The following is a 22,246-nucleotide window of genomic DNA, read 5'->3' on the forward strand; positions in this document are numbered from 1 at the left end:
CGGGCGCCCTTCGGAACTACACCGTCAGGAGCGCGTCCTGGATCCGGTGCAGGCACTTGGACACGGACCCCTCGAGGCGCGGGTCGCCGTCGTCGTCGTCCCGGGACGCCAGCCAGTCCTGCAGCGCTGCCAGGGGCTTGGAGGGCTGCTGCGGTGTGTCGCTTGTGCGGTCGCCGTCCGCCTCGGTGAGTGCCGACGCTTCCTTGAGGCACTCGGCGACCAGGCCGCGGAAATGGTCGGGCAGTTCCCCGCCCATGCCCTCGCCCACTGTTGGCCCGGCGAGCAGCTCGGAGAGGTCGTGGATCTGGAACACCACGCTGTCCAGGGCGTTCATGGTGACGTAGTCGTCCGCCTGATCCACACCCTTGATGCGTGCCCTGGGATTGCCCACCGAGCTCTCGTGGCCGAGATCCAGCGATGCGCGAACCCGCCGGGCGTCGTCCAGGAGGGTCTGGGCGCGATGCGTCCAGTGCTCCGTGTCCGGCGGCCAGGTCTCGACGACGTCCGTCGCCATTGATTCGAGGTCGCGGGCCACGCGTTCGCGGAACTGCTCCAGGTCGAGCTTGGCCGTGGCCGTCCGCAGCGGCGGGAAGACCAGCAGGTTAACGGCCAGTCCGACGGTCACGCCGAGGGCCATCTGGGTCATGTAGCCGAATGAGTATCCGTCGGCGTCGCCGCCGCCGAGCACCAGGACGAACAGGGCGGCGACCGGCAGATAGTCGCGCCCGGCGCCGACGCGGGGCAGGCCGCCGAGGAGGACGCCGATCCCGGTCACCAGCATGATGCCGGGCAGCGGGGGGATCGCCAGGAGCACGAAGGCGCCGGCCAACAGGACGCCCAACAGCAGGCCGAGCAGCGTCTCGAACCCCACGCGGAAGGACTGCGCGAAGGTCGGGTGCATGCTGATGACGGCCCCGAGCGGGGCGTAGTACGGGTACTCGTCGGCCGTGCCCGGCATCAGCGGAGCCAGCAGCCACGCGGCGCCCGCGGCCACGGCGACCTTCGCCGCCAGGAGGGCGCGGTCCCCGATGGCGGTGCGCATGCGCGCGGAGAGCATCATGCGGCCAACTGTGCCACCGCCGCCGTCGCAGCGACAACATCAGTGGGCGGCGACACGCTCCCCTAGTCGGCGGCGCTACCTCGCCAGGTGGTCCACCAGGTCCGGCGCGATGCCGTGGTACGTGGCCGGGGTCAGCTGCAGCAGGCGTTCGCGCGCCGCATCGGACAGTCCCAGGCCGCCGACGAACTCCTTCATGCGGGCGGCGTCCACCCGGTGGCCGCGCGTGAGGTCCTTGAGCCGCTCGTAGGGGTTCTCCATGCCCTCGACCCCGGCGACGGCCTCGGCGCGCATCACCATCTGGATGGCTTCGCCGAGCACCTCCCAGTTCTGGTCGAGGTCGTCGGCCAGGACCTCGGATGCGACGTCGAGGCGGTCGAGGCCCTTCGCGACGTTGGAGATGGCCAGGAGCGAGTGGCCGAAGGCGGTTCCGATGTTCCGCTGCGACGACGAGTCCGTGAGGTCGCGCTGCCACCGGCTGGTCACCAGGGTCGCGCCCAGGGTGTCGAGGAGGCCGTTGGAGATCTCCAGGTTGGCCTCGGCGTTCTCGAAGCGGATCGGGTTGATCTTGTGCGGCATCGTCGAGGAGCCCGTGGCGCCGGCCACCGGGATCTGCGCGAAGTAGCCGATGGAGATGTAGCTCCAGACGTCGGTGCAGAAGTTGTGGAGGATGCGGTTGAACCGGGCGACGTCCGCGTAGAGCTCGGCCTGCCAGTCGTGCGACTCGATCTGCGTGGTCAGCGGGTTCCACGTGAGTCCGAGGCCCTCGACGAACGTCCGGGAGACCTCCTGCCAGTCGGCGGCGGGCACCGATGCGTAGTGGGCGGCGTAGGTGCCGGTGGCTCCATTGATCTTGCCCAGGTATTCGGTGCGCGCGATCCGGTCCAGCTGGCGGCGCAGGCGCCACGCCACCACGGCGAGCTCCTTGCCGAGGGTGGTCGGCGTGGCCGGCTGGCCGTGGGTGCGGGACAGCATGGGGATTTCGCGCGTGGAGCCGGCCATCGCGGCGATCTGGTCCACGATGGCGCGGGCCGCGGGCATCCACACGTCGTCGACGGCGCCCTTGACGCCGACGGCATAGGCGAGGTTGTTGATGTCCTCGGAGGTGCATCCGAAGTGCACCAGCGGGGTCAGGTGCTCCAGGCCCAGGCCGCCGAGGCGGCGCCCGATGTAGTACTCGACCGCCTTCACGTCGTGGACGGTGACGGCCTCGATCTCGGCGAGTTCCGCAACGGCCGCGGCGTCGAAGTCCGTGACGATCTTGCGCAGGCCCGCGACCTGTTCCGCGCTGAGGGGCCGCGCACCCGGCAGGACCGATTGCCCGGTCAGGTGGATGAACCATTCGACCTCGACGTGGACCCGGTCCCTGTTCAGCGCCGCCTCCGAGAGGTAGTCCACCAGCGGCGCGACGGCGCTGCGGTAGCGGCCGTCAAGGGCGCCAAGCGCCAGGGGTTCGGATGCAAGGGAGGTGCGCGCGGAATCAGCCATATGGCCATTCTTCCATGATCCGCGGCGACGCCGAGAGTTGGTGTCCTGCCCTCCACACGCCCGGTCGGCGCCGGCGGTTCCACAGTCGGGGGACCCTCCGGGTCGGGCGTGCGGCGGGACCCTAGCGTTGAATGACCGGCTCCGGAAGCCGGGGAAGGGGCGGTGGAGCAGTGGGCGGGCAATGGAGTGATGCTGCGTGGGAGGACATGGAGCGGCGTGCGCTGCAGGCCGACGAGTATGTCGCCGCCGCCCGGCGAAGCCTTGATGCCCTGCGGGGCCTCCACTGGGTATCGCCGGCGGGCGTGGCCTTCCAGCGGCAACTCGGTCTGCTGGCCGCCGAGCTGGGGATCCTCGCCGGGACGGTCGATTCGGCGCGGCACGACGTCGCGCAGGCGAGGATCAGGGCCGCGGCGCTGCGCACCGTGCGCGAGCTCTCGTTGGCGGCCGCCCTGGAGCACGCCGTCGCCGCGCAAACATCGAGGCCGCTTCCGGGGAACGAGAGGCGGTGGGGGCCTTGAGCCACCGCAGCAGCGGCGGCATTGCCAGCGTCGACTTCAACCTGGGCGAACTCGAGCGCGCACGGGGGCTCCTGGGCCGTTCCGCCGAGGAGCTGGGCGGGGCGGCCGGGTGCCTCGACGGCTCCCTGCTCTCGCTGGGCATGCTCGCCTTGTCCGGGGATGCGGTGGTCGCCGCCTCGGCGGAATGGGGGCTGAGGCGCGCCTCGCTGCTTACCCGGGGCGCGCAGCTGCACGTCGGCGCCGTCGGCCAGGCGGTCGAGCACAGCCGGGCCGCCTACGCGGAAGCCGAACACCGCGTGCAGCGGGCGGTCAACGACGCACGTGCCGCCATGCTGCCGCTGATACTGGCGCACGATCTCCACACCAACAACTACCGCCCGCGGACGGCGACCACGCAGGACCTCGTCAACCAGTCCCCGGCGCTGGTCGGCACCATCCTTCCGCTGTTGTTCCCGGCCTCGTTCCCCGTGGCCTCGCAGCTGGGCAGGCTGAGGGACAAGGCCCACGGTGGGACGTTCGAGACCTCGGTCGCCGAGCGCCTGTACCCGCGCCTGGCCGGCGTCGCGAGCTCCCTGGACTGGGTGGACATTGGGCCGCTGGAGATCGTCGGCGCCTCGTCCCGGGCGGACGTGCCCTTCACGGGAAGCATGGGTGAACTGATGTCGCTGCAGGGGGCCGCGGAAGCGGGGAGCGCAGGCGCCGGCGCGCTGCTCGTGACCACGGTGCAGACCGCCAACGGACCCGTCCACGTCCTTACGCTTCCCGGTACCCAGCCGGGCGACGGGCGAGGGCCGGCCGGCACGGATGCGGCGAACACCGAGGACCACAGAACAAATCCATGGGACGAGGGCGGCGTGGTGGAGGGCATGGGACTGGGCAGCCAGCACGTTGCCGCGGCGGCGTTGGAGGCCCTGGAGCGCGTCGGTGCGCGGCCCGGGGACGCGCTGGTGCTCACTGGGTACAGCCAGGGCGGCATCCACGCGGCGAACCTGGCGGTCGACCACAGACTTGCCGGAGAGTACAACGTGGAATACGTGGTGACGGCGGGGTCGCCGGTCGGCGGCACCACCCTGCCGGCGGACGTGCGGGGGCTCCAGCTGGAGCACGTCGACGATCCGGTTCCGGGCACGGACGGGGCGACGAACGCCAACGGACGCAACCAGGTCACGGTGTACCTGGACGGCTACGCCGCCGGAATCGACAGGCGGCAGGGCGGATTCGGTGCGGCTCACGACCTGCGGAACTACTCGGGGCAGACGGCGGACGTTGTCCGTTCCGGCGATCCCGCCGTTGCGGAGGCGAACGCGGCGCTCGGGGCCGTGTTCGCGGGTGCCTCCACCGCGACCGTCCACACCCTGCGGCTCAGGCGCACGGGCGGCGGATCGCCACGACGCGGGGCGGGAGCGGAGGGTGCCCCGCGGTCTAGTCGCGCCCCGGGACCACCCAGCCGATGACGGCGGACACGATGCTGATGATGATCGACCCGAGGACGGCGTCCCAGAAGAAGGTGGCCACATTGAACTGCACGGGTGTGTAGCTGGAGATCCACGACGTCAGCATGAGCATCCCCGCGTTGATGACGATCGCGAACAGCCCCAGCGTCAGGCAAGTGATCGGCAGGGACAGCAGGCCGACGATGGGCCGAACGAAGGCGTTGACCAAACCGAAGATCAGCCCCACGAACAGGTACGCCAGCACCACACCGACCGTGTTGCTGCCGGTGGCCTCGGAGGCCGCCTCCGAGCCCACGGTGATTCCGGGCAGCAGCCACGCGGCCGCGGCCAGGGCGAGTGCGTTGACAAGGACGCGGACGACGAAGATCAGCATGGGCCCATCCTGACACACGCCGGCGCCAAGGTCAGGCCGGAACCGCGGACGACTTCGCCAGAATCTCCTCGATCCGCTGCCGACATCCGCCGCACCCGGTCCCGGCGCGGCACGCCCTGCCGACGTCGCCGACCGTCGCGCTTCCCGCGTCGACCGCGGCAGCGACCTCGCCGTGCGTCGCGCCGCTGCACCTGCACAGCACGTCGTGCTCGCCCGCGGGGGCGGCCGCCGCCGGGAGGGCCGCGTCGTCGAGGCGGAACAGGGTGCTGCGGTCGGCCGGCAGCTCGCTCCCGCGCTCGTACAGCAGCACCAACTCGGCTGCCGTGCGCGGCATGCCCACCGCGACGAATCCGGTGAGCGCACCGTCCACCGTGACCATCTTGCAGTAGCGTCCCTGCGCGGGGTCGACCCAGACGCTGACGCGTTCCGGCCCCCGGTCCCAGGGGCCGACGGCCACCGCTCCCGCCGCCGCCAAATCGACGCCCCGAGCCTTGAGCACGATGACACCGGGACGTTCCGCGGGGACACCCGGCTGCGCCACGGAGCCGGATCCCGTCGCGGTCCCGGGGAAGGACGCCGCCGTGCGCGCGGCGGGGGAGCCGGTGGCCGGCGCGGCCCCGGCCCCGGCGCCGAAGGGGCGCAGCGGGTTCTTGGCCAGGTATCCGGCCAGGAACGCGGCCTGGGTCCACCCCGGGCCCACCAGCCCGCTGGGCGCGCGCCCGTCCACCGCGGCGCAATCGCCGATCGCGAACACCCGGTCCTCGGTGTCGGCGCGCAGGAAGCGGTCCACGCGGATGCCGTGCTCCACCACCAGGCCGCAGCCCTCGGCCAGCCCGGTCCGCGGGCGGACACCGGCGGAAATGACCAGCGCGTCGCCGGGCACCACCGACCCGTCGTCGAGTTCCAGCCCCGCGAAGCGGCCCGACTCCAGCTTCACGGCGACGGCCTTCGCCCGGGGCGTGACGCCGACGCCGGCGCCCTCGAGGGCGGCCGCCAGGACTCGGCCCCCGTCGGGGTCCACGGAACGGGCCAGCGGAACGTCGCCGTGGTGCACCAGCGTCGCCGACGCCCCGGCCTCCCGGATCGCCAGCACCGCCTCGACGCCGAGGATGCCGCCGCCGAGGACCACCACGTGTCCGCCCGAGCGCACGACCGGCAGGAGGTGGGCGGCGTCGTCCAGCCCGCGCAGCGCGATGACGCCCTCCGGGAGGGAGGGCTCGCCGTGCGGCGAAAAGTCCAGGCCGCGCAGTACGGGGATGGCGGGCCGCGCGCCCGTGGCGAACACAAGCCGGTCATAGGGAACATTGGAGCCGTCGGAGGTCGCCACGGTCCGTCGGGCGCGGTCGATGCGCACGGCCGAGGTTCCGAGGCGGACGGCGACGCCGGCCTCCTCGAGCTCGGCCGCGTCGGCCAGCGCCACCGCCGCCGGCGTGGTGCGGCCGGTGCCGACGTCGGCGACCAGCACGCGGTTGTACGCGGCATGGCGCTCGGCTCCCAGCACGGTCACCGCGACGTCGCCGGCGGCGACGCGCGGGAGCAGCTCCTCCACCAGGCGAGCCGCCACCGGACCGAACCCGACGACGACGATGCGCTCCGGCCCGCCCGGTCCGGCGGCGACCGCCGGGCGTGCGGCGCTCATCGGGCACCCGCCACGGACAGGGCCGGCCCGGCGGCGGGCAGGACCGGATCGGGGTCCAGGGGCCGCACGACCACCGACGTGTTCTTGAACGCGGGCATCGAGCTGATCGGATCGGTCAGGGCCGGCGTGAGCAGGTTGGCGCTCCCCGCGCCACCGAAGTGGAACGGCAGGAACACGCAGTCCGGCCGGACGTCCGGGCTCAGGCTAGCGCGGGCCACTGCCTGGCCGCGTTCGTTGCGGACGGATACGAAGTCCCCGTCGGCGATGCCCAGGAGCCGGGCCGTGGCGGGGTTCAACTCGGCGCGCGGCTCCGGCTGTGCCGCGAGCAGCTCTCCCACCCGTCGGGTCTGGGCGCCGGATTGGTAGTGCTCCAGCAGACGTCCGGTGAGCAACGTAAGCGAACCCGGGACATTGAGCTCCTGCGCCGGGGGACCGACGCGCACCGGCACCAGGCGCGCCCGCCCGTCCTGGTGGGCGAATCCGTCGAGGAACAGCCGGGGGGTGCCGCGGAGGCCGCGGCCGGCCGAATCGGGCGACTTGGCCGGAGCGGGGGACTCGGGGCACGGCCAGTACATGGCGGCGCCGGCGTCGAGCGCCTCGTAGCTGACGCCGGAGTAGTCGGCGAGTCCGCCGCGCGAGGCCTCGCGCAGTTCGGCGAACACCTCGCGGGGGTCGGCGGGGAAGCGGCCGGGGGCGTCCAGCCGCCGAGCCAGCTCGGACAGGATCCACAGCTCGGAGCGCGCCCCGACGGGCGGTTCGGAGGCGCGGCGGCGGCGCAGCACGCGTCCCTCCAGGTTGGTCATGGTGCCCTCCTCCTCGGCCCACTGCAGCACCGGGAGCACCACGTCGGCCTCGGCCGCCGTCTCTGAGAGGAAGAAGTCGGACACCACCAGGAAGTCCAGCCGCCGCAGCCCGTCGATCACCCGCCCGGCATCGGGCGCGGACACCGCGACGTTGGCGCCGTGCACCATCAGCATCTTCGGTCCGCCGGGCAGGCCGAGGCTGTGGAGCAGCTCGGTGGCGGGCACGCCCGGTCCCGGGATCAGGGACTCGTCGACGCCCCACGCGGCGGCGACGTGCGCCCGGTGGGCGGGGTCGGTGATCCTGCGGTAGCCCGGAAGCTGGTCCGACTTCTGCCCGTGCTCGCGCCCGCCCTGCCCGTTCCCCTGGCCGGTCAGGGTCCCGTAGCCGCCTGCCGTTGTGCCCGGCAGGCCGAGAAGGAGGGCAAGGTTGATCGCTGCCGTGGTGGTGTCGGTGCCGTTCGCGTGCTGCTCCACTCCGCGCCCCGTAAGCACGTACACGCGCGGGCCGCCATCGCGCGCGGCGCGGGCCGCCGCCGCCAGCCGGTGGGCGGTCTCCCTCACCAGCGCGGCGGGGACTCCGGTCACGGCCTGCACGCGCTCGGGCCACCACGGGGCGACGGAGCGCGCTATGGCGTCGCGTCCGGTGGTGCGCCGGGCTACGTAGGACTCGTCGGCCAGATCCTCTGTCAGGAGCACGTGCGCGAGCCCGAGCAACAGCTGGAGGTCGGTGCCCGGCGTGGGCTGGAGGTGCAGCCCTCCGCCGTCCTCGGTCAGCCGCGCGGTGGCGGAGCGCCGCGGATCGGCCACTATCAGGCCGCCGGCGTCGCGCGCGCCCTGCAGGTGGCGCACGAACGGGGGCATCGTCTCGGCGACGTTGGACCCCAGCAGGAGAATCGTGCCGGCCCCTCCGAGGTCGGTCAGCGGGAACGGCAGGCCGCGGTCCATGCCGAACGCACGGTTGCCGGCCGCCGCCGCGGAGGACATGCAGAACCGCCCGTTGTAGTCGATCATCGCGGTGCCGAGCGCCAGGCGGGCGAACTTGCCGAGCTGGTAGGCCTTCTCGTTGGTCAGGCCCCCGCTGCCGAACACGGCGACCGCGTTCGCGCCGTGTTCGCGGCGGATCGAGCGGGCCCGGTCGGCGACGGCGTCGAGGGCCTCGGCCCACCCCACCGGGCGGAGCTCGCCGTTGGTCCCGCGCAGCAGCGGGCGGACGATGCGCTCCGGGGAGGACAGCAGTTGGGCCGCCGACCATCCCTTGCGGCAGAGCGCGCCCCCGTTGGTGGGGAAGTCGCGTCCCTGGATCTCGACCTCCACCCGCGCCGGGGCGCCCGTCGCGGACGACGGGGCCCCACCGGTAGCGGGCCCCACCGTCATGGCGCACTGCAGGGCGCAGTACGGGCAGTGGGTCGCGGTGGCGCGCGCGGCGGTCATGCTAGACCCCCTGCCGGGCGAACGCGGTTCCGGGACGCAGGTAGCAGAACCAGGTGAGGGCGAGCATAAACAGGTAGGCGGAGACGAAGCCGACGAACGCCGAGGTGTACGCGCCCGTGGCGCCGGCGGAGGCGCCCAGGGCCTGCGGGATCATAAAGCCGCCGTAGGCGCCGATGGCCGAGATGAGGCCCAGCGCGGCGGAGGCCTGGCGCTCCGGCGAGACGGCGGAGGTTCCCGCGGTGGCCGCGGGCGGCGCTTTGGTGACGGAGCGCAGCGCGAAGACCGTGGGGATCATCCGGTAGGTGGAGCCGTTGCCGATTCCGCTGGCGGAGAAGAGCAGGATGAACAGGCCGAGGAAGAGCCAGAAGTTGCCCAGCGGCAGCGTCAGCGTGACGGCGATGGTTATCGCGGCCATCACGGCGAAGGCCGCGACGGTGATCCTGGCCCCGCCAATGCGGTCGGCCAGGCGTCCGCCCAGTGGCCGGGCCAGCGATCCTACGAGCGGGCCGAGGAACGCCAGGGAGAGCGAGGCTCCGGCCACCGCGAACGTCGAGAACTCGGGGAAGGTGTCCTTGATCAGCTTCGGGAAGACGGCGGAGAACCCGATGAAGGAGCCGAAGGTCCCGATGTAGAGCACGGCGATCACCCACAGGTGCGGCTCGCGGAGCGCGGCGAGCGACCCCGCCACGTCGCCCTTGGCGTGGCTGAGGTTGTGCATGTACCGGCGCGCGCCCCAGGCGGCGACGAGGATCAGCGGGATCCACACCAGTCCGGCCATCGGGAGGTGCAGCGCGCCGGCGGCGAAGGCGGTCACCGCCAGCGGCACGATCAGCTGCGCGACGGCGGCGCCGAGGTTTCCGCCGGCGGCGTTCAGGCCCAGCGCCCAGCCCTTCTCCTTCGCCGGGTAGAAGTAGGTGATGTTGGCCATCGAGCTGGCGAAGTTGCCGCCGCCGAAGCCCGCCATGCCGGCCAGCGTCAGCATCATCCAGAACGGCGTGGTCGGATCGGACACCGCCCAGGCCAGGCCGCCGGCCGGAAGGAGCAGCAGCAGCGCCGAGACCACAGTCCAGTTGCGGCCGCCGAACCGGGCCACCATAAAGGTGTACGGGATCCGCAGGGTGGCCCCCACGAGGCTGGGCATGGAGATCAGCCAGAAGATCTGCCCGGTGGTCAGGTCGAAGCCGGCCGCCGGCAGGTAGATCGCCACGATGGACCACAGCTGCCACACCACAAAACCGAGGAACTCGCAGAAGATCGACCACTTCAGGTTCACCCGCGCCGTCTCGCGGCCGATGCCCTCCCAGAAGTGCGGATCCTCGGCGTTCCAGTTGTCGATCCACCGACCCGGGCGCATGGCCAGTGCCGGTGTCTGTGCCCGGGTGCGGGTGGTGAGCTGCTCAGCGGGACCCATCGGAACCTCCACTTTGATCTGAATTCGTTGGCCCCAGCCTCCCAACTTCGCGTTTCAGGGAATCCCGGCCCACGTTGCGATTAGCGAAATGGTTTCTCACCGCCCTCCGCCCCGGGCGTGAGAAAGATGCCCCGGCGTTAGGCTTGGGGCATGACCACAGAGAACTCCGTCGCGCCCAACGAGGTGCAGCCCCGTCCCGTGCTCGAGTCGCTGCCGAAGTACGCCGCCGGCAAGCCGCCGGTAGCCGTTGGCGGGATGACGGCCTACAAGCTGTCCTCCAACGAGAACCCGCTGCCACCCGTGCCGGCCGTATTGGCCGCCATCAGGGAGGGCGTCGACTACAACCGCTACCCGGATCCCGTGGCAACGAAGCTGCGCGAGGCCCTGGCAACCTTCCTGAACGTCCCGGCCGAGGACGTGGTGACCGGGGCGGGCAGCCTCGGAGCCCTCACACAGATCCTCCAGACGTTCGCGGGCCAGAACGACGACGGCGTCCCCGACGAGGTCGTCTACGCCTGGCGCTCCTTCGAGGCGTACCCGATCTGCGTCGGCGCGACCGGCGCGAGCTCCGTCAAGGTGCCGCTGCTGGCCGACGGCCGCCACGACCTCGACGCCATGGCCGCCGCCGTCAACGACCGCACGTCCGTGGTGCTCCTCTGCACCCCGAACAATCCCACCGGACCGGTGCTGACCACCGCCGAGGTCGAGGACTTCCTCGCCAAGGTGCCCCGCAACGTCCTGGTGGTCATCGACGAGGCGTACATCGAGTTCGTCCGCCACGGCGAGGCGGTGGACGGCATCGAGATGTACCGCCGGCATCCGAACGTGGTGGTCCTGCGGACCTTCTCCAAGGCCCACGGCCTCGCGAACCTGCGCGTGGGCTACTCGGTCTCCCGCCCGGCGATCACCCAGTACCTCCGCGTGCTGGCCACGCCGTTCGCCGTGTCCTCGCTCGCGGAGAAGGCTGCGGTCGCGTCGCTGGAAAACTACGGCGAGGTTGTTGAAAGGGTACAAAGCCTGGTCGACGAACGCGCGCGCGTGGTCCAGGGGCTGCGGGACCTTCGGTGGGATGTTCCGGACGCACAAGGCAACTTCGTCTGGCTGAATCTCGGCGCGGACACCGCGGATTTTGCACGGGTGGCCGCGGAGCACGCGCTGTCGGTGCGCGCCTTCGCCAACGAGGGCGTGAGGGTCACCATCGGCGAGCCGGAGGCCAACACCCGATTCCTCGAGGTTTGTAGCATCTATCCAAAGCGCCCCGTGGTTTCCTAGTCGGTAACAGAACGGGGGAGGCTTCCGCCGGGCCAGTAGGCTGGTGTGAAATGTTTCCGTCATATGCCCGGCGGGGAATGTATTCCCCGCCGGGCATATTTTCAAACGAAGGGCAGCGGCGTATGACGTCCACAGGGCAGGAAGTCACCGAGACGGGCGTCGGCGAGCCCGGAATGGTCCAGCTGCTGGGCCCCGACGGGTCGCTGGGGTTCGACGCCGACTACTCGCCATACGTCGCCGACGTGGACGCCGACGTCCTGCGCGGCTTCTACCGGGACATGGCGCTGACGCGCCGCTTCGACGAGGAGGCCACGGCGCTGCAGCGGCAGGGGCAGCTGGCCCTCTGGGTTCCGCTCCGCGGACAGGAGGCGGCGCAGATTGGTTCCGGCCGCGCCACCCGTCCCAACGACTACATCTTCCCGACCTACCGCGAGCACGGGGTCGCGCTGACGCGGGACGTGGACTTTCCCCAAATGCTGCGGATCTTCCGCGGCATCTCCAACGGCGGCTGGGACCCCCGGGAGAACAACTTCCACATGTACACGATGGTGCTGGCGGCCCAGATGCCCCACGCCACCGGATACGCCATGGGTGTGCAGCGCGACCAGGCCGGCTGGGACCGCGACCGACTGGAGCGGGACGGCACCGCGGTCGTGGCCTACTTCGGAGACGGAGCCTCGTCCGAGGGCGACGTCCACGAGTCCATGGTCTTCGCGGCCAGCTACAAGTCCCCTGTGGTGTTCTTCTGCCAGAACAACCAGTGGGCCATCTCCGTCCCGTTCAGCGTCCAGTCCAAGGTGCCGCTTGCCGAACGCGCGCACGGCTACGGATTCCCCGGCGTGCGTGTGGACGGCAACGACGTCCTCGCCGTGCTGGCCGTCACGCGCTGGGCCCTGGAGCGGGCCCGCCGCGGCGAGGGCCCCGTCCTCATCGAGGCCTTCACCTACCGCATGAGCGCGCACACGACGGCGGACGATCCCACCAAGTACCGGCTCAGCGCGGACGAGGCGCCGTGGATCGCCAAGGACCCGCTGACCCGCCTGGGGCGCCACTTGCGTGCCGAGGGGTACGCGGACGACGCGTTCTTCGAGCAGGTCGCCGCGGACGGGGCGGCCATGGCAGCCCGCGTGCGCCGCGAGGCCCTGGCGTTCGAGGTGCCCGGCCTCGAGCAGTCCTTCCGCAACGTCTACGCCGAGGCGCACCCGCTGATCCAGGAGGAGCTGCGCTGGCACCTCGACTACGAGGCGGGCTTCGCCGACGGGGCCGCTTCCACTAAGGAGTCCTCCCGATGACCTCCATGACCATCGCGAAGGCGATCACCGCCGGGCTCCGCCGCGTGCTCGACGAAAACCCCAAGTCGCTCCTGATCGGCGAGGACATCGGCCGCCTCGGCGGCGTCTACCGCGTGACCGAGGGGCTGCTGGCCGAGTTCGGCGAGGACCGCGTCGTCGACTCCCCGCTGGCGGAGTCCGGCATCGTCGGCACCAGCATCGGCCTGGCACTGCGGGGGTACACGCCGATCGCAGAGATCCAGTTCGACGGCTTTGTGTTCCCCGCCTTCAACCAAATCACCACGCAGCTGGCCAAGATGCGGGCCCGGGCCGAAGGCCGGTTCGGCGCCCCGGTGGTCATCCGCATCCCCTACGGCGGCGGCATCGGCTCGATCGAGCACCATTCGGAATCGCCCGAGGCGCTGTTCGCCCACACGGCGGGCCTGCGCATCGTGAGCCCCTCCAACGCCAACGACGCCTACTGGATGATCCAGCAGGCGGCCGCGTGCGAGGATCCCGTCATCTTCTTCGAACCCAAGCGCCGCTACTGGCTCAAGGGCGACGTCGACACGGAGAACCCTGCGCCGGACGCCTTCAGCGCGCAGGTTGTCCGCGAGGGCACCGACGCCACGATCGTCACCTACGGCCCGCTGGTGCCCGTGGCCCTCGCCGCGGCGGAGGCCGCCACGGAGGACGGCCGCGAGGTGGAGGTGATCGACCTGCGCTCGATCAGTCCCATCGACTTCGACACCGTGGTCGCCTCGGTGGAGAAGACCGGCCGGCTCATCGTCACCCACGAGGCGCCGACCTTCGGCGGCGTCGGCGGCGAGGTGGCGGCCCGCGTCTCCGAGCGCGCCTTCCTGTCCATGGAGGCCCCGGCGATCCGCGTCGGCGGCTTCCACATGCCCTACCCGGTGTCCAAGGTCGAGGAGCAGTACCTCCCGGACATCGACAAGCTGCTCGACGCGCTGGACCGTTCGTTCAGCTACTAGCCGCCGCGCACCCCTCCACCACGCCCGCCACACAGGAGACACCATGAGCACCTTCACACTCCCCGACGTCGGCGAAGGCCTGACCGAGGCCGACGTCGTCTCCTGGAAGGTGAAGCCCGGGGACACCGTCGTCGTCAACCAGATTTTCGTGGAGATCGAAACCGCCAAGTCGCTGGTGGAGCTCCCCAGCCCCTATGCCGGCACCGTGACGGAACTCCACGCCGCGGAGGGCGAGACGCTCGCCGTCGGCGCGCCGCTGTTCTCCGTCGACGAGACGGTCGCGGCGGGGGCGCCCGGCGGTGGGGACGGCGCCGCCGAGGTGCCGGACCTTCCCATCGAGGTCGCCGAACCGGACGAGCCCGTCGCCGCCGGCGACGACAAGGCGGCGCCCGGACCGCTGGTCGGCTCGGGTCCCAAGGCCGACCCGGTGCGACGCCGTCCCCGCCTGCGCGCGGGCGCCGGCGCGGCCGAGGCGCCGCCGGCCGCGCCAGCGGTCCCGACACCCGCGGCACCACCCGCCGCCGCGGCCGGCGCGCCCCGGTCGTGGAGCGCCGCGTCCGCCGCCGCCTCCGCCGGCCCAATGGCCGCGGAATTCCTGGGGCGGGTCCTGGCGAAGCCCCCCGTCCGCAAGATCGCCAAGCAGCTCGGCGTGGACCTGTCCAAGGTCCGCGGCACCGGCGGCCGCGGCGAGGTCACCCGCGAGGACCTGATGTCCTACCAGGCCCAGCGCGAGGCCGAGCAGGCCGCGGCCCCGACGTTCTGGGCCGCCAAGGAGGCGCCGCTGGACAGCCGGATCGAGCGCGTCCCGGTCAAGGGGGTGCGCAAGGCCACGGCCAAGGCCATGGTGGAGTCCGCGTTCTCGGCGCCCCACGTCAGCATCTTCGTGGACGTCGACGCGTCGCGGACCATGGAGTTTGTCCAGCGGCTGAAGAAGAGCCGAGACTTCGAGGGGATCAAGGTGTCCCCGCTGTTGATCCTGGCGAAGGCCGTGGTCTGGGCGGCGGCCCGCAACCCCAGCGTCAACGCCAGCTGGGTGGACACCGACCATGGCGCCGAGATCCGCGTGAAGCACTTCATGAACCTCGGCATCGCCGCCGCGACGCCCCGCGGCCTGCTGGTCCCGAACATCAAGGACGCGCAGGACCTGGGGCTGCGCGAACTGGCGATCGCCCTCAACGAGCTGGCCACCACGGCTCGCGAGGGCCGGACCCGCCCCGAGTCGATGCGCGACGGGACGCTGACCATCACCAACATCGGCGCGCTCGGCATCGACATCGGCACACCCATCATCAACCCCGGCGAGGTGGCGATCGTCGCGTTCGGCACCATCAAGCTCAAGCCCTGGGTGGTGTCCGGTGAAGTGATCCCGCGCTGGATCACCACGCTCGGCGGCAGCTTCGACCACCGCGTGGTGGACGGCGACCTGTCCGCGCGCTTTATGGCGGACGTCGCGGCGATCATGGAGGAGCCCGCTCTCCTGCTCGACTAGGGGCGGCCGGGTTGCGGTTCGGTCACCGAGCCCGCCCGGCCTAGTGGCGCAAACCTCCCGGTGGTACGTTGCGCGCATGGAACGCGCCCAGGGTTCCGCCTCGGGAACCGGACAATGCATCGCGCTTATGGTGCTCGCAGCGCTCCTGCTCGCCGCCGTCGTGTGGATCATCGTGCTGCTGAACGCCCCGGGGGGGACCACCGGCGCGCCGTCGCCGGCCCCAACCCAGACGGCCGCGCCCACGGCGCCAACCGCCACGCCGACCGCCACCGGCTCCGCGACGCCGGCGCCCTCGGGAAGCGGAACGCCGGGCAGGGACGGACTCCCGAGCGCGGAGGCCGCGAACGTCGTCTGGCCCGATCCGCGCGGCGGCGTGGAGTATGCCGAACCGCTGGCCGCCGCCACGGGATTCGCGGAGGATCTGGCTGGATTCACCGGCCCGATCATCGGCGCGTTTTTCCAGGGGGACAGCCGGTCGGGCGAGGTCGAGGTCCGTGCCGCCAAGGACGGTCCCGCGACCACCGTGCTGGTCCGCCAGATGAGCGACGGAAACTGGTACACGATCGGCGCCACGACCTCCGAGATCGACGTCGCCAGCCCCCGGGCCGCCGAAACCATCGAGTCCCCCGTTACGGTCGAGGGCCGGGCGCGGGCGTTCGAGGGGAACGTTCTGGTCTACGTGTTCGGGTGGGACTCCACGGAGCCACTGGGGCGGGGCCACGTCACGGGCAGCGGGGGACCGGACCTCGGGCCCTTCTCGGGCGACATCGAGTTCGAGGAATCCGCCGCCCCGCGCGGCGCCCTGCTCTTGACGATCCCGAGTGCCAAGGACGGAAGCGTCTGGGTCGTTGCCGCCTTGCCGATCGGCCTGTAGCCTGTGCGCCGGTAGTACGACGTGGACGGCCAGTTATATGTTTTGCGTATCAAACAAGGCTAAAGAGGTATTTCCGGGAACTAATGCTTCGGCCCTATGGTGTTGCGTGGGGCACACGCCCCGCCGAACCGAGGAGCGCCAATGGAGACGCGACAGCTGCGCTATTTCGTGGCCGTGGCAGAGGAGCGCCACTTCGGCCGCGCCGCGCTCCGCCTCCACATGGCCCAGCCGCCGCTCTCCCAGCAGATCAAGCAACTCGAGGAGCAGCTGGGAACCAAACTGCTGGCGCGCACTACCCGCAAGGTCGACCTGACGCCGGCCGGGGAACTGCTCCTGGCCCGCGCACGCGTACTGCTGGCGGAGCTCGATCAGCTGGGCCAGGACGTGCGGCTCGTCGGCGAGGGCGCCAGCGGCGTTATCCGCGTCGGCTTCTCCGGCTCGGCGACCTACCGGCTGATGCCGCGCATCGTGGAGTCGGCCCGTCGCGGGATGCCCGGCCTGCGGCTCAAGGTCCAGGGCGAGATGCTGACCCCGCAGATGGAGGAGGCGCTCGAGGAAGGGCGCATCGACGTCGCGGTCCTGCGGCCGCCGGTGCGGACGGAGGGAATCGAACTGAAGTTCCTCGAACAGGACTCGCTGGTGGTCGCGCTGCCCGAGGACCATCCGTTGGCCTCGCGGGGAACGCTGGACCTGGCGGAGCTCTCGGCGGAGGCGTTCATTTGCTATCCGCAGACCTCGGCCGTGAACAGCATCTTTATGGAGGCGTGCCGCAAGGCTGGCTTCCGCCCCGACGTTGCACAGGAGGCCCGCGAGACGTCCACCCTGCTGTCCTTCGTCGCGGCGGGAACCGGCGTCGCACTGGTGCCCACCACGCGCCGGATGTTCGCCCTGCAGGGAATCGTTTTCCGCCCCCTCCGCGACGCCCCCGTCGTCGACCTGGCCGTCGCCTGGAAGAGCGGCAACAACAGCCCCCTGGTCCGGAATTTCCTGGCCCTCTTCGACCCACCCGCCTCCCCGGAAGGAACAACAGCGTGAAAATCGAGCGGATCGAGGCGATCCCCTACGCCATCCCGTACACCCACCCCCTCAAGTTCGCCAGCGGCGAGGTGGAGACCGCGGAGCACGTCCTGATACGGATCCACACCGACGATGGACTGGTGGGCACGGCCGACGCCCCGCCGCGCCCCTACACCTACGGGGAGACGCAGAACTCGATCGTCTCGATCGTCGAAAAGGTCTTCGCGCCGCAACTCGTTGGGCTGGAGGTCCTCGACCGCGGCAAGGTGCGCGCGGTCCTGGACCGCACCATACACAACCAGGTGGCCAAGGGGACCGTGGACATCGCCCTCTGGGACCTTATCGGCAAGTCGCTGGGCACGCCCGTCCACAGGCTCCTCGGCGGCTACACGGATCGCCTCCGCGTCAGCCACATGCTGGGGTTCCGTCCGGCCCAGGAGCTGCTGGAGGAGGCGCTTCGCTTCGGCGAGGAGTACGGGATCACCACGTTCAAGCTCAAGGTGGGACGCCGCCCGCTCGCCCTGGACATCGAGGCCTGCCACGTCCTCCGCGCGGGCCTGGGCGACGACGTCGAACTGTATCTTGACGCCAACCGCGGCTGGACCGCGAACGAGGCCTTGGAGGTCCTGCGGCGCACCGAGGGGCTGGGCATCACCCGGCTGGAGGAGCCGTGCGACGCGAAGGAGGCCATGAGCCGTCAGCGCCTCGTCTCCAAATCGCCGATCCCCATCGTCGGCGACGAATCCGTGCCCACGGCCGGCGACGTCTCCCGGGAGCTGCTCTCCGGGGGCTGCAACTCGATCTGCATCAAGACCGCGCGCAGCGGCTTCACCGAGGCCCAGGAAATCCTGGGCCTGTGCACCGGCCTCGGCGTCGACGTCACCATGGGCAACCAGATCGACACGCAGATCGGATCGCTCGCCACCGTCACGTTCGGCGCGGCCCACGAGGCCACGTCGCGCCGGGCCGGCGAACTGTCCAACTTCCTGGACATGGCGGACGACCTCCTCGCCGACCCCATCCGGATCGTGGACGGAACCATCGGTGTCCGCGACCTCCCCGGGGTGGGCGCCGAGGTGGACGAGGACAAGCTCGCCCGCTACCGCATGAACTGACCGCACCCCCACCCCGCCACACCGACCACACGAAGGAGAGCCACATGCTGTTTCTGGCCCGCATGGACATCCAGTTCCCCCCGCACCTGGGCGCGGAGGAGATCTCCCGCCTGCAGGGACTCGAGAAGGAGTACTCGCAGGGACTCCAGAAGGACGGCCGGTTCGCCGGCATCTGGAGGGTCGTCGGCGAGTACGCGAACTATTCGCTGTTCGACGTCGAGTCCAACGACGAGCTCCACGCGATCCTCAGCGCCTTCCCCATGTACCCCTACATGAAGATCAAGGTGACTCCGCTGGCGAAGCACCCCAACTCGATCCGCTAGGCGCGCGGCCGGATTGATCTTGCACGCATATCAATCCGGCCGAAAAGGGTATTTCCCCTCCCGGAAACGCCCGCCTACATTGAAGCAAGACGCGCGAGACCCACATCACGCCGGCCCGGCCCGGCAGCAAACACCCGAGCATCCAACCCACGCACACACAGACAAGGACGTCGCCATGAGCACCGAAACCGAAGCCAGCGCAGCCGCCAGCGGAAACGCGGCCACCGACCGCTTCCGCCAGTCCGGCAAGACCGCGACCATCCAGGCCTCCACCGAGCGGGTGAACCTGTTGGCGGGCAAGCTGATCAAGGCCGCCAACGACATCGTGCTCGAGGAACGCGTCACCTACGACGAGTTCAACGCCCTGAAGGCCTGGCTGATCAAGGTCGGCGAGGACGGCGAGTGGCCGCTGTTCCTCGACGTGTGGCTAGAGCACTCCGTCGAGGACGTCGCCACCAGCCACCGCAAGGGCAACAAGGGTTCCATCGAGGGCCCCTACTACGCCCCGAACTCCCCGGAGCACAACTCCCCGGCGACGATCGACATGCGCGCGGACGAGAAGGGCACCCCGCTGCTCTTCCAGGGCCAGGTGCGCAGCACGGACGGCAGCCCGCTGCCGAACGCCAAAATCGAGCTGTGGCACGCCGACGAGGACGGCTTCTACTCGCAGTTCGCGCCGAACATCCCGGAATGGAACCTGCGCGGCAGCTTCATCGCCGACGGGCAGGGCAACTTCCAGATCCGGACGATGCAGCCCGCGCCCTACCAGATCCCGACCGACGGCGCCTGCGGCCAGATGATCGCGGCCGCGGGCTGGCACGCCTGGCGTCCGGCCCACCTGCACCTGAAGGTCTCGGCGCCGGGGCACGAGCTGCTCACCGCCCAGCTGTACTTCCCGGGCGACGCGCACAACGACGACGACATTGCGACCGCCGTGAAGCCGGAGCTGCTCCTGGACATCCGGCCCGCCGAGAGCGGCAAGGGCGTCCAGACCACGTACGACTTCGTGCTCGACCCCGAGGCCTAGCCGGGAGCGGCGGTCCGGCCGCCGCGCCAGGCGGCCCGGCCGCCGTCCCCTTTTGACGACCGATACCAAAGGAGCCACCGATGACCCGGCAAGAGGTCCTGAGGGCGGTGCGGCCCGCCGTCCTGCGCGACGCGTTCGGCCGCCTGGGCACCGGCGTCGCGGTGGTCACCACCTTCGACGAACACCGCGAGCCGTACGGCGCGACCGTCACCGCGTTCGCGGCACTTTCCGTGGACCCGCCACTCGTGCAGGTCACGCTCCGGCGCACGTCCAAGGCCACCCGGGTGCTGCAGTCCTCGCCGTTCGCGGTCAACGTGCTTGGCATGCACCAGGCGGACGCGGCGCTGCACTTCGCGGGCCGGCCGTCCGCGTCCGCGCCCGCCTGGGCCCCGCACGGCGGGGTCCCGGTGCTCACGGGAAACGCCGCGACCCTCGAGTGCCGGTCCTGGAACATGTACGACGGCGGCGACCACGTGATCGTCGTCGGCGAGATCGTGGCGGTCGCGGTCGGCGCCGCCGAACCGCTGATGGCCCAGGGGAGCGGCCTGAGGCGACCCGGGGATCCGGTGCGGGCCGGGGGTGGCGCCACGGGGGCCGCGGAGCCGGCGAACGCGGTGCTGTGGGACGGCGTCGGCGGCGGCTGGTTCGCCGGGGTCGGATCCTTCGCGCCGTTCTAGCGGCGGCGGCCACCGTGCCCCGGCACGCGGGGCGGAACCCGGGCGGATGTGCCTCGTCGATGCCGATCGGATAGGGTTCCGGAAAGGCCAAGGCGAGGTGGGTTGATGTTGCAGCAATCGGACGGGACGCGTGCCGCGGTGCCCGAGAGCGTGGTCCTGTTGGACGGGTCCAACAACCCCATCGGCACCGCGCCCAAGGCCACCGTCCATACCGACGACACCCCGCTGCACCTGGCGTTTTCCTGCCACGTCTTCGCCGCGGACGGCCGTGTGCTGGTGACGCGCCGCGCCCTGGACAAGAAGGCCTGGCCGGGCGTCTGGACCAACTCCGTGTGTGGCCACCCCGGCCCGGGAGAGGAAATGGCCGCCGCCGTGCGCCGCCGCGCGACCTACGAGCTGGGCCTGCAGGTGGAGTCGCTGGGACTGGTGCTGCCCGATTTCAGCTACCGCGCGGTGGACGCCTCGGGCATCGTCGAGAACGAGTTCTGCCCCGTGTACTTCGCCCGCGCCGTGGCCGATCCCAGCCCCGTGCCGAGCGAGGTCGCCGAGTACCAGTGGGTCAACCCGGAGGACCTCGAGTCCGCGGTTGCCGCGACCCCCTGGGCGTTCAGCCCGTGGATGGTGTGGCAGCTGGAGCGGCTCCGCGCGCGCGGCGTCCGGTATGCGGCGCCCGCGTCCTAGGCGCGCCCCGGGTCAGCGCCCGCCGGTGTTCCAGTCGGAGAGCCTGATCCGGTCCACATGAAGGATCTCGCCCAGCGTGGAGTATCCGTTGCCGCCCAGGCGGGCCAGCGGATCCAGCGCCCGCGGATCCGGCCGGCCGGCGTCGTTCACCACGGAGTCGTCGACGGCGATGTGCCTCACCAGCCCGAGCACCAGAAACGAGCTCCCCACGGGGATGACCTGGTGCAGCGCGCACTCGATCGCGGCGGGGGAGTCGGCGACCCGGGGAGGCGCCACCGTCAGGCTCGGCTCGGGGCGGACGGCCGCCTGGGTGAACTCGCTGGTCCCGTGCGGAAAACCCGTGGAGGACGCGTTCACCTGCTTCAGCAGCGCGCGCGGCGCCATGTTAACCACGAACTCGCCGTTCGCCTCGATGTTGCGCAGGGTGTCCTTGCGGGTCACGGAGGTGAACTGGACGATCCCGGGATCCGTCGAGGCCACCGTGAAGAACGAATGCGGCGCCAGGTTCGCGACCCCGTCGCCGTCGATCGTGGAGACCCAGGCGATCGGCCGCGGGATGACCAGGGCGGTCAGCAGGGAGTAGACCTCCCGCGACGGGAGCGATCCGGCGTCGTAGTCAATGCGCATGACCCCAGCAAAGCACACCGGGCCGCGGCCGGGCAGCCGCCGGCCCGCATCCACGGCCCGGCGCCGCGCCCCGTGCCTAGTTGGCGACCGTAAAGCGCCGGTTCTCGTGCTTGGGTGCCTCGAGCTCGTCCAACACCGCGACGGCGAAGTCTTGGGTGGACACCGCGTCGCCGGCCGGCGAGTCCACCCCCAGCCTGTAGGTGCCGGTGCGCTCGCCCGGCGCGATCCGCGGGGCGGGCGCCAGCATGGTCCAGTTCAGGCCGGACGCCGAGTTGTACGCCTCGAGCACCTCGGCCATCGAGACGGCCTCGGGCCGGTAGGCGTCGGGGAACCCGGGCAGGTCCTTCAGCTGGACGCCGTCGACTTCGGTGGCGCCGGCGCCGCCGACCACAAACACGCGGGCCGGGACCAGGGTCTCTGAGATGGCCTCGTGGGCGTCCACGAACGCGGCGTGCGAGTCTCCATTGCGCGGGGGTGCGACGGAGAAGACCACCGCGTCGTGCGCCCCGGCGAGCTGCTTGTAGGTGGCGAGGTCGCCCAACTCGGCGGCGCGTGCGGAGGCGCCCGGAACGTCCGCGCCGCCGCGGGACACCGCGGTCACCTCGTGGCCGCGCGCCACGGCCTCGGCCGCGATCTCGCGCCCGACCATGCCCGTGGCTCCGTAGACTGCGATCTTCATGGGAATCCCTTCGTTGGCGTCGGCACCG

Annotated in this window: 21 protein-coding genes; 13 read left to right on the forward strand and 8 right to left on the reverse strand. The window is 71.2% G+C overall.

The genetic code is table 11. From position 1 onward, the window contains the following. Window positions 1-16 precede the first annotated feature (16 nt). Both AC3ZJJ_RS16780 and purB read right to left on the reverse strand, forming a co-directional pair. Complete coding sequence (locus AC3ZJJ_RS16780) at window positions 17-1,060, reverse strand: FUSC family protein (RefSeq protein ID WP_489892957.1); 1,044 nt, start codon at window positions 1,058-1,060, stop codon at window positions 17-19. Window positions 1,061-1,135: 75 nt separating this feature from the next. Continuing rightward, entirely contained in the window at window positions 1,136-2,545 is a 1,410-nt protein-coding gene (purB, locus tag AC3ZJJ_RS16785; protein ID WP_489892958.1) for an adenylosuccinate lyase, read from the reverse strand. A gap of 206 nt (window positions 2,546-2,751) precedes the next feature. Between purB and AC3ZJJ_RS16790 the strand changes: the two genes are divergently transcribed. Both AC3ZJJ_RS16790 and AC3ZJJ_RS16795 read left to right on the forward strand, forming a co-directional pair. Continuing rightward, window positions 2,752-3,063, forward strand: a complete 312-nt coding sequence (locus AC3ZJJ_RS16790) for a hypothetical protein (RefSeq protein ID WP_489892959.1) — start codon at window positions 2,752-2,754, stop codon at window positions 3,061-3,063. Continuing rightward, on the forward strand, window positions 3,060-4,517 hold the full coding sequence (locus AC3ZJJ_RS16795; RefSeq protein WP_489892960.1) for a hypothetical protein: 1,458 nt from the start codon (window positions 3,060-3,062) through the stop codon (window positions 4,515-4,517). Before AC3ZJJ_RS16790 ends, AC3ZJJ_RS16795 begins: the two co-directional genes overlap by 4 nt. Here AC3ZJJ_RS16795 and AC3ZJJ_RS16800 read toward each other — a convergent pair. From AC3ZJJ_RS16800 to AC3ZJJ_RS16815, 4 genes are read right to left on the reverse strand one after another with little or no spacing between them, the layout of a single operon-like run. Next, window positions 4,486-4,890, reverse strand: coding sequence for a phage holin family protein (locus AC3ZJJ_RS16800; protein ID WP_489892961.1), 405 nt, complete (start codon window positions 4,888-4,890; stop codon window positions 4,486-4,488). The two genes, AC3ZJJ_RS16795 and AC3ZJJ_RS16800, sit on opposite strands and share 32 nt — an antisense overlap. 31 nt (window positions 4,891-4,921) lie before the next feature. Beyond that, window positions 4,922-6,529, reverse strand: a complete 1,608-nt coding sequence (locus tag AC3ZJJ_RS16805; RefSeq protein WP_489892962.1) for an FAD-dependent oxidoreductase — start codon at window positions 6,527-6,529, stop codon at window positions 4,922-4,924. Beyond that, the gene (locus tag AC3ZJJ_RS16810; protein ID WP_489892963.1) at window positions 6,526-8,763 is read right to left on the reverse strand and encodes a molybdopterin oxidoreductase family protein; all 2,238 of its coding nucleotides are present in this window, start codon (window positions 8,761-8,763) and stop codon (window positions 6,526-6,528) included. Before AC3ZJJ_RS16810 ends, AC3ZJJ_RS16805 begins: the two co-directional genes overlap by 4 nt. Before the next feature lies 1 nt (window position 8,764). Next, a complete protein-coding gene (locus AC3ZJJ_RS16815; protein ID WP_489892964.1) occupies window positions 8,765-10,174 on the reverse strand; it encodes an MFS transporter in 1,410 nt (469 codons plus the stop codon). Window positions 10,175-10,324: 150 nt separating this feature from the next. Between AC3ZJJ_RS16815 and hisC the strand changes: the two genes are divergently transcribed. The 11 genes from hisC to idi all read left to right on the forward strand — a co-directional run bounded on the left by hisC (window position 10,325) and on the right by idi (window position 20,912). Further along, window positions 10,325-11,446, forward strand: coding sequence for a histidinol-phosphate transaminase (gene hisC, locus AC3ZJJ_RS16820; protein WP_489892965.1), 1,122 nt, complete (start codon window positions 10,325-10,327; stop codon window positions 11,444-11,446). 122 nt (window positions 11,447-11,568) lie between these two features. Continuing rightward, window positions 11,569-12,738: a thiamine pyrophosphate-dependent dehydrogenase E1 component subunit alpha gene (locus AC3ZJJ_RS16825; protein ID WP_489892966.1), complete on the forward strand. Its 1,170-nt coding sequence runs from the start codon at window positions 11,569-11,571 to the stop codon at window positions 12,736-12,738. After that, complete coding sequence (locus AC3ZJJ_RS16830; protein WP_489892967.1) at window positions 12,735-13,709, forward strand: alpha-ketoacid dehydrogenase subunit beta; 975 nt, start codon at window positions 12,735-12,737, stop codon at window positions 13,707-13,709. The genes AC3ZJJ_RS16825 and AC3ZJJ_RS16830 overlap by 4 nt, the downstream gene beginning before the upstream one ends. 43 nt (window positions 13,710-13,752) lie before the next feature. Continuing rightward, entirely contained in the window at window positions 13,753-15,198 is a 1,446-nt protein-coding gene (locus AC3ZJJ_RS16835; RefSeq protein ID WP_489892968.1) for a dihydrolipoamide acetyltransferase family protein, read from the forward strand. A gap of 76 nt (window positions 15,199-15,274) precedes the next feature. Further along, window positions 15,275-16,072 (forward strand): Gmad2 immunoglobulin-like domain-containing protein, encoded by a 798-nt coding sequence (locus AC3ZJJ_RS16840; protein WP_489892969.1) that lies wholly within the window; start codon window positions 15,275-15,277, stop codon window positions 16,070-16,072. A 141-nt stretch (window positions 16,073-16,213) separates the two neighbouring features. Beyond that, window positions 16,214-17,107, forward strand: a complete 894-nt coding sequence (locus AC3ZJJ_RS16845) for a LysR family transcriptional regulator (protein ID WP_489892970.1) — start codon at window positions 16,214-16,216, stop codon at window positions 17,105-17,107. Beyond that, window positions 17,104-18,204 (forward strand): enolase C-terminal domain-like protein, encoded by a 1,101-nt coding sequence (locus tag AC3ZJJ_RS16850; protein ID WP_489892971.1) that lies wholly within the window; start codon window positions 17,104-17,106, stop codon window positions 18,202-18,204. Before AC3ZJJ_RS16845 ends, AC3ZJJ_RS16850 begins: the two co-directional genes overlap by 4 nt. A gap of 44 nt (window positions 18,205-18,248) precedes the next feature. Continuing rightward, entirely contained in the window at window positions 18,249-18,527 is a 279-nt protein-coding gene (gene catC / locus AC3ZJJ_RS16855) for a muconolactone Delta-isomerase (RefSeq protein WP_489892972.1), read from the forward strand. Between the two features lie 175 nt (window positions 18,528-18,702). Continuing rightward, on the forward strand, window positions 18,703-19,554 hold the full coding sequence (gene catA / locus AC3ZJJ_RS16860) for a catechol 1,2-dioxygenase (protein WP_489892973.1): 852 nt from the start codon (window positions 18,703-18,705) through the stop codon (window positions 19,552-19,554). 80 nt (window positions 19,555-19,634) lie between these two features. Beyond that, window positions 19,635-20,231, forward strand: a complete 597-nt coding sequence (locus AC3ZJJ_RS16865; protein ID WP_489892974.1) for a flavin reductase family protein — start codon at window positions 19,635-19,637, stop codon at window positions 20,229-20,231. A gap of 105 nt (window positions 20,232-20,336) precedes the next feature. After that, window positions 20,337-20,912: an isopentenyl-diphosphate Delta-isomerase gene (gene idi, locus AC3ZJJ_RS16870; protein ID WP_489892975.1), complete on the forward strand. Its 576-nt coding sequence runs from the start codon at window positions 20,337-20,339 to the stop codon at window positions 20,910-20,912. A 12-nt stretch (window positions 20,913-20,924) separates the two neighbouring features. Here idi and AC3ZJJ_RS16875 read toward each other — a convergent pair whose 3' ends face one another. Together AC3ZJJ_RS16875 and AC3ZJJ_RS16880 are read right to left on the reverse strand one after the other, a co-directional pair. Next, window positions 20,925-21,539 (reverse strand): flavin reductase family protein, encoded by a 615-nt coding sequence (locus tag AC3ZJJ_RS16875; RefSeq protein WP_489892976.1) that lies wholly within the window; start codon window positions 21,537-21,539, stop codon window positions 20,925-20,927. 76 nt (window positions 21,540-21,615) lie between these two features. Continuing rightward, window positions 21,616-22,218: an NAD(P)-dependent oxidoreductase gene (locus tag AC3ZJJ_RS16880; RefSeq protein WP_489892977.1), complete on the reverse strand. Its 603-nt coding sequence runs from the start codon at window positions 22,216-22,218 to the stop codon at window positions 21,616-21,618. Between the last annotated feature and the right edge of the window lie 28 nt (window positions 22,219-22,246).

Source organism: Arthrobacter sp. AOP29-A2-19 (assembly GCF_058138025.1).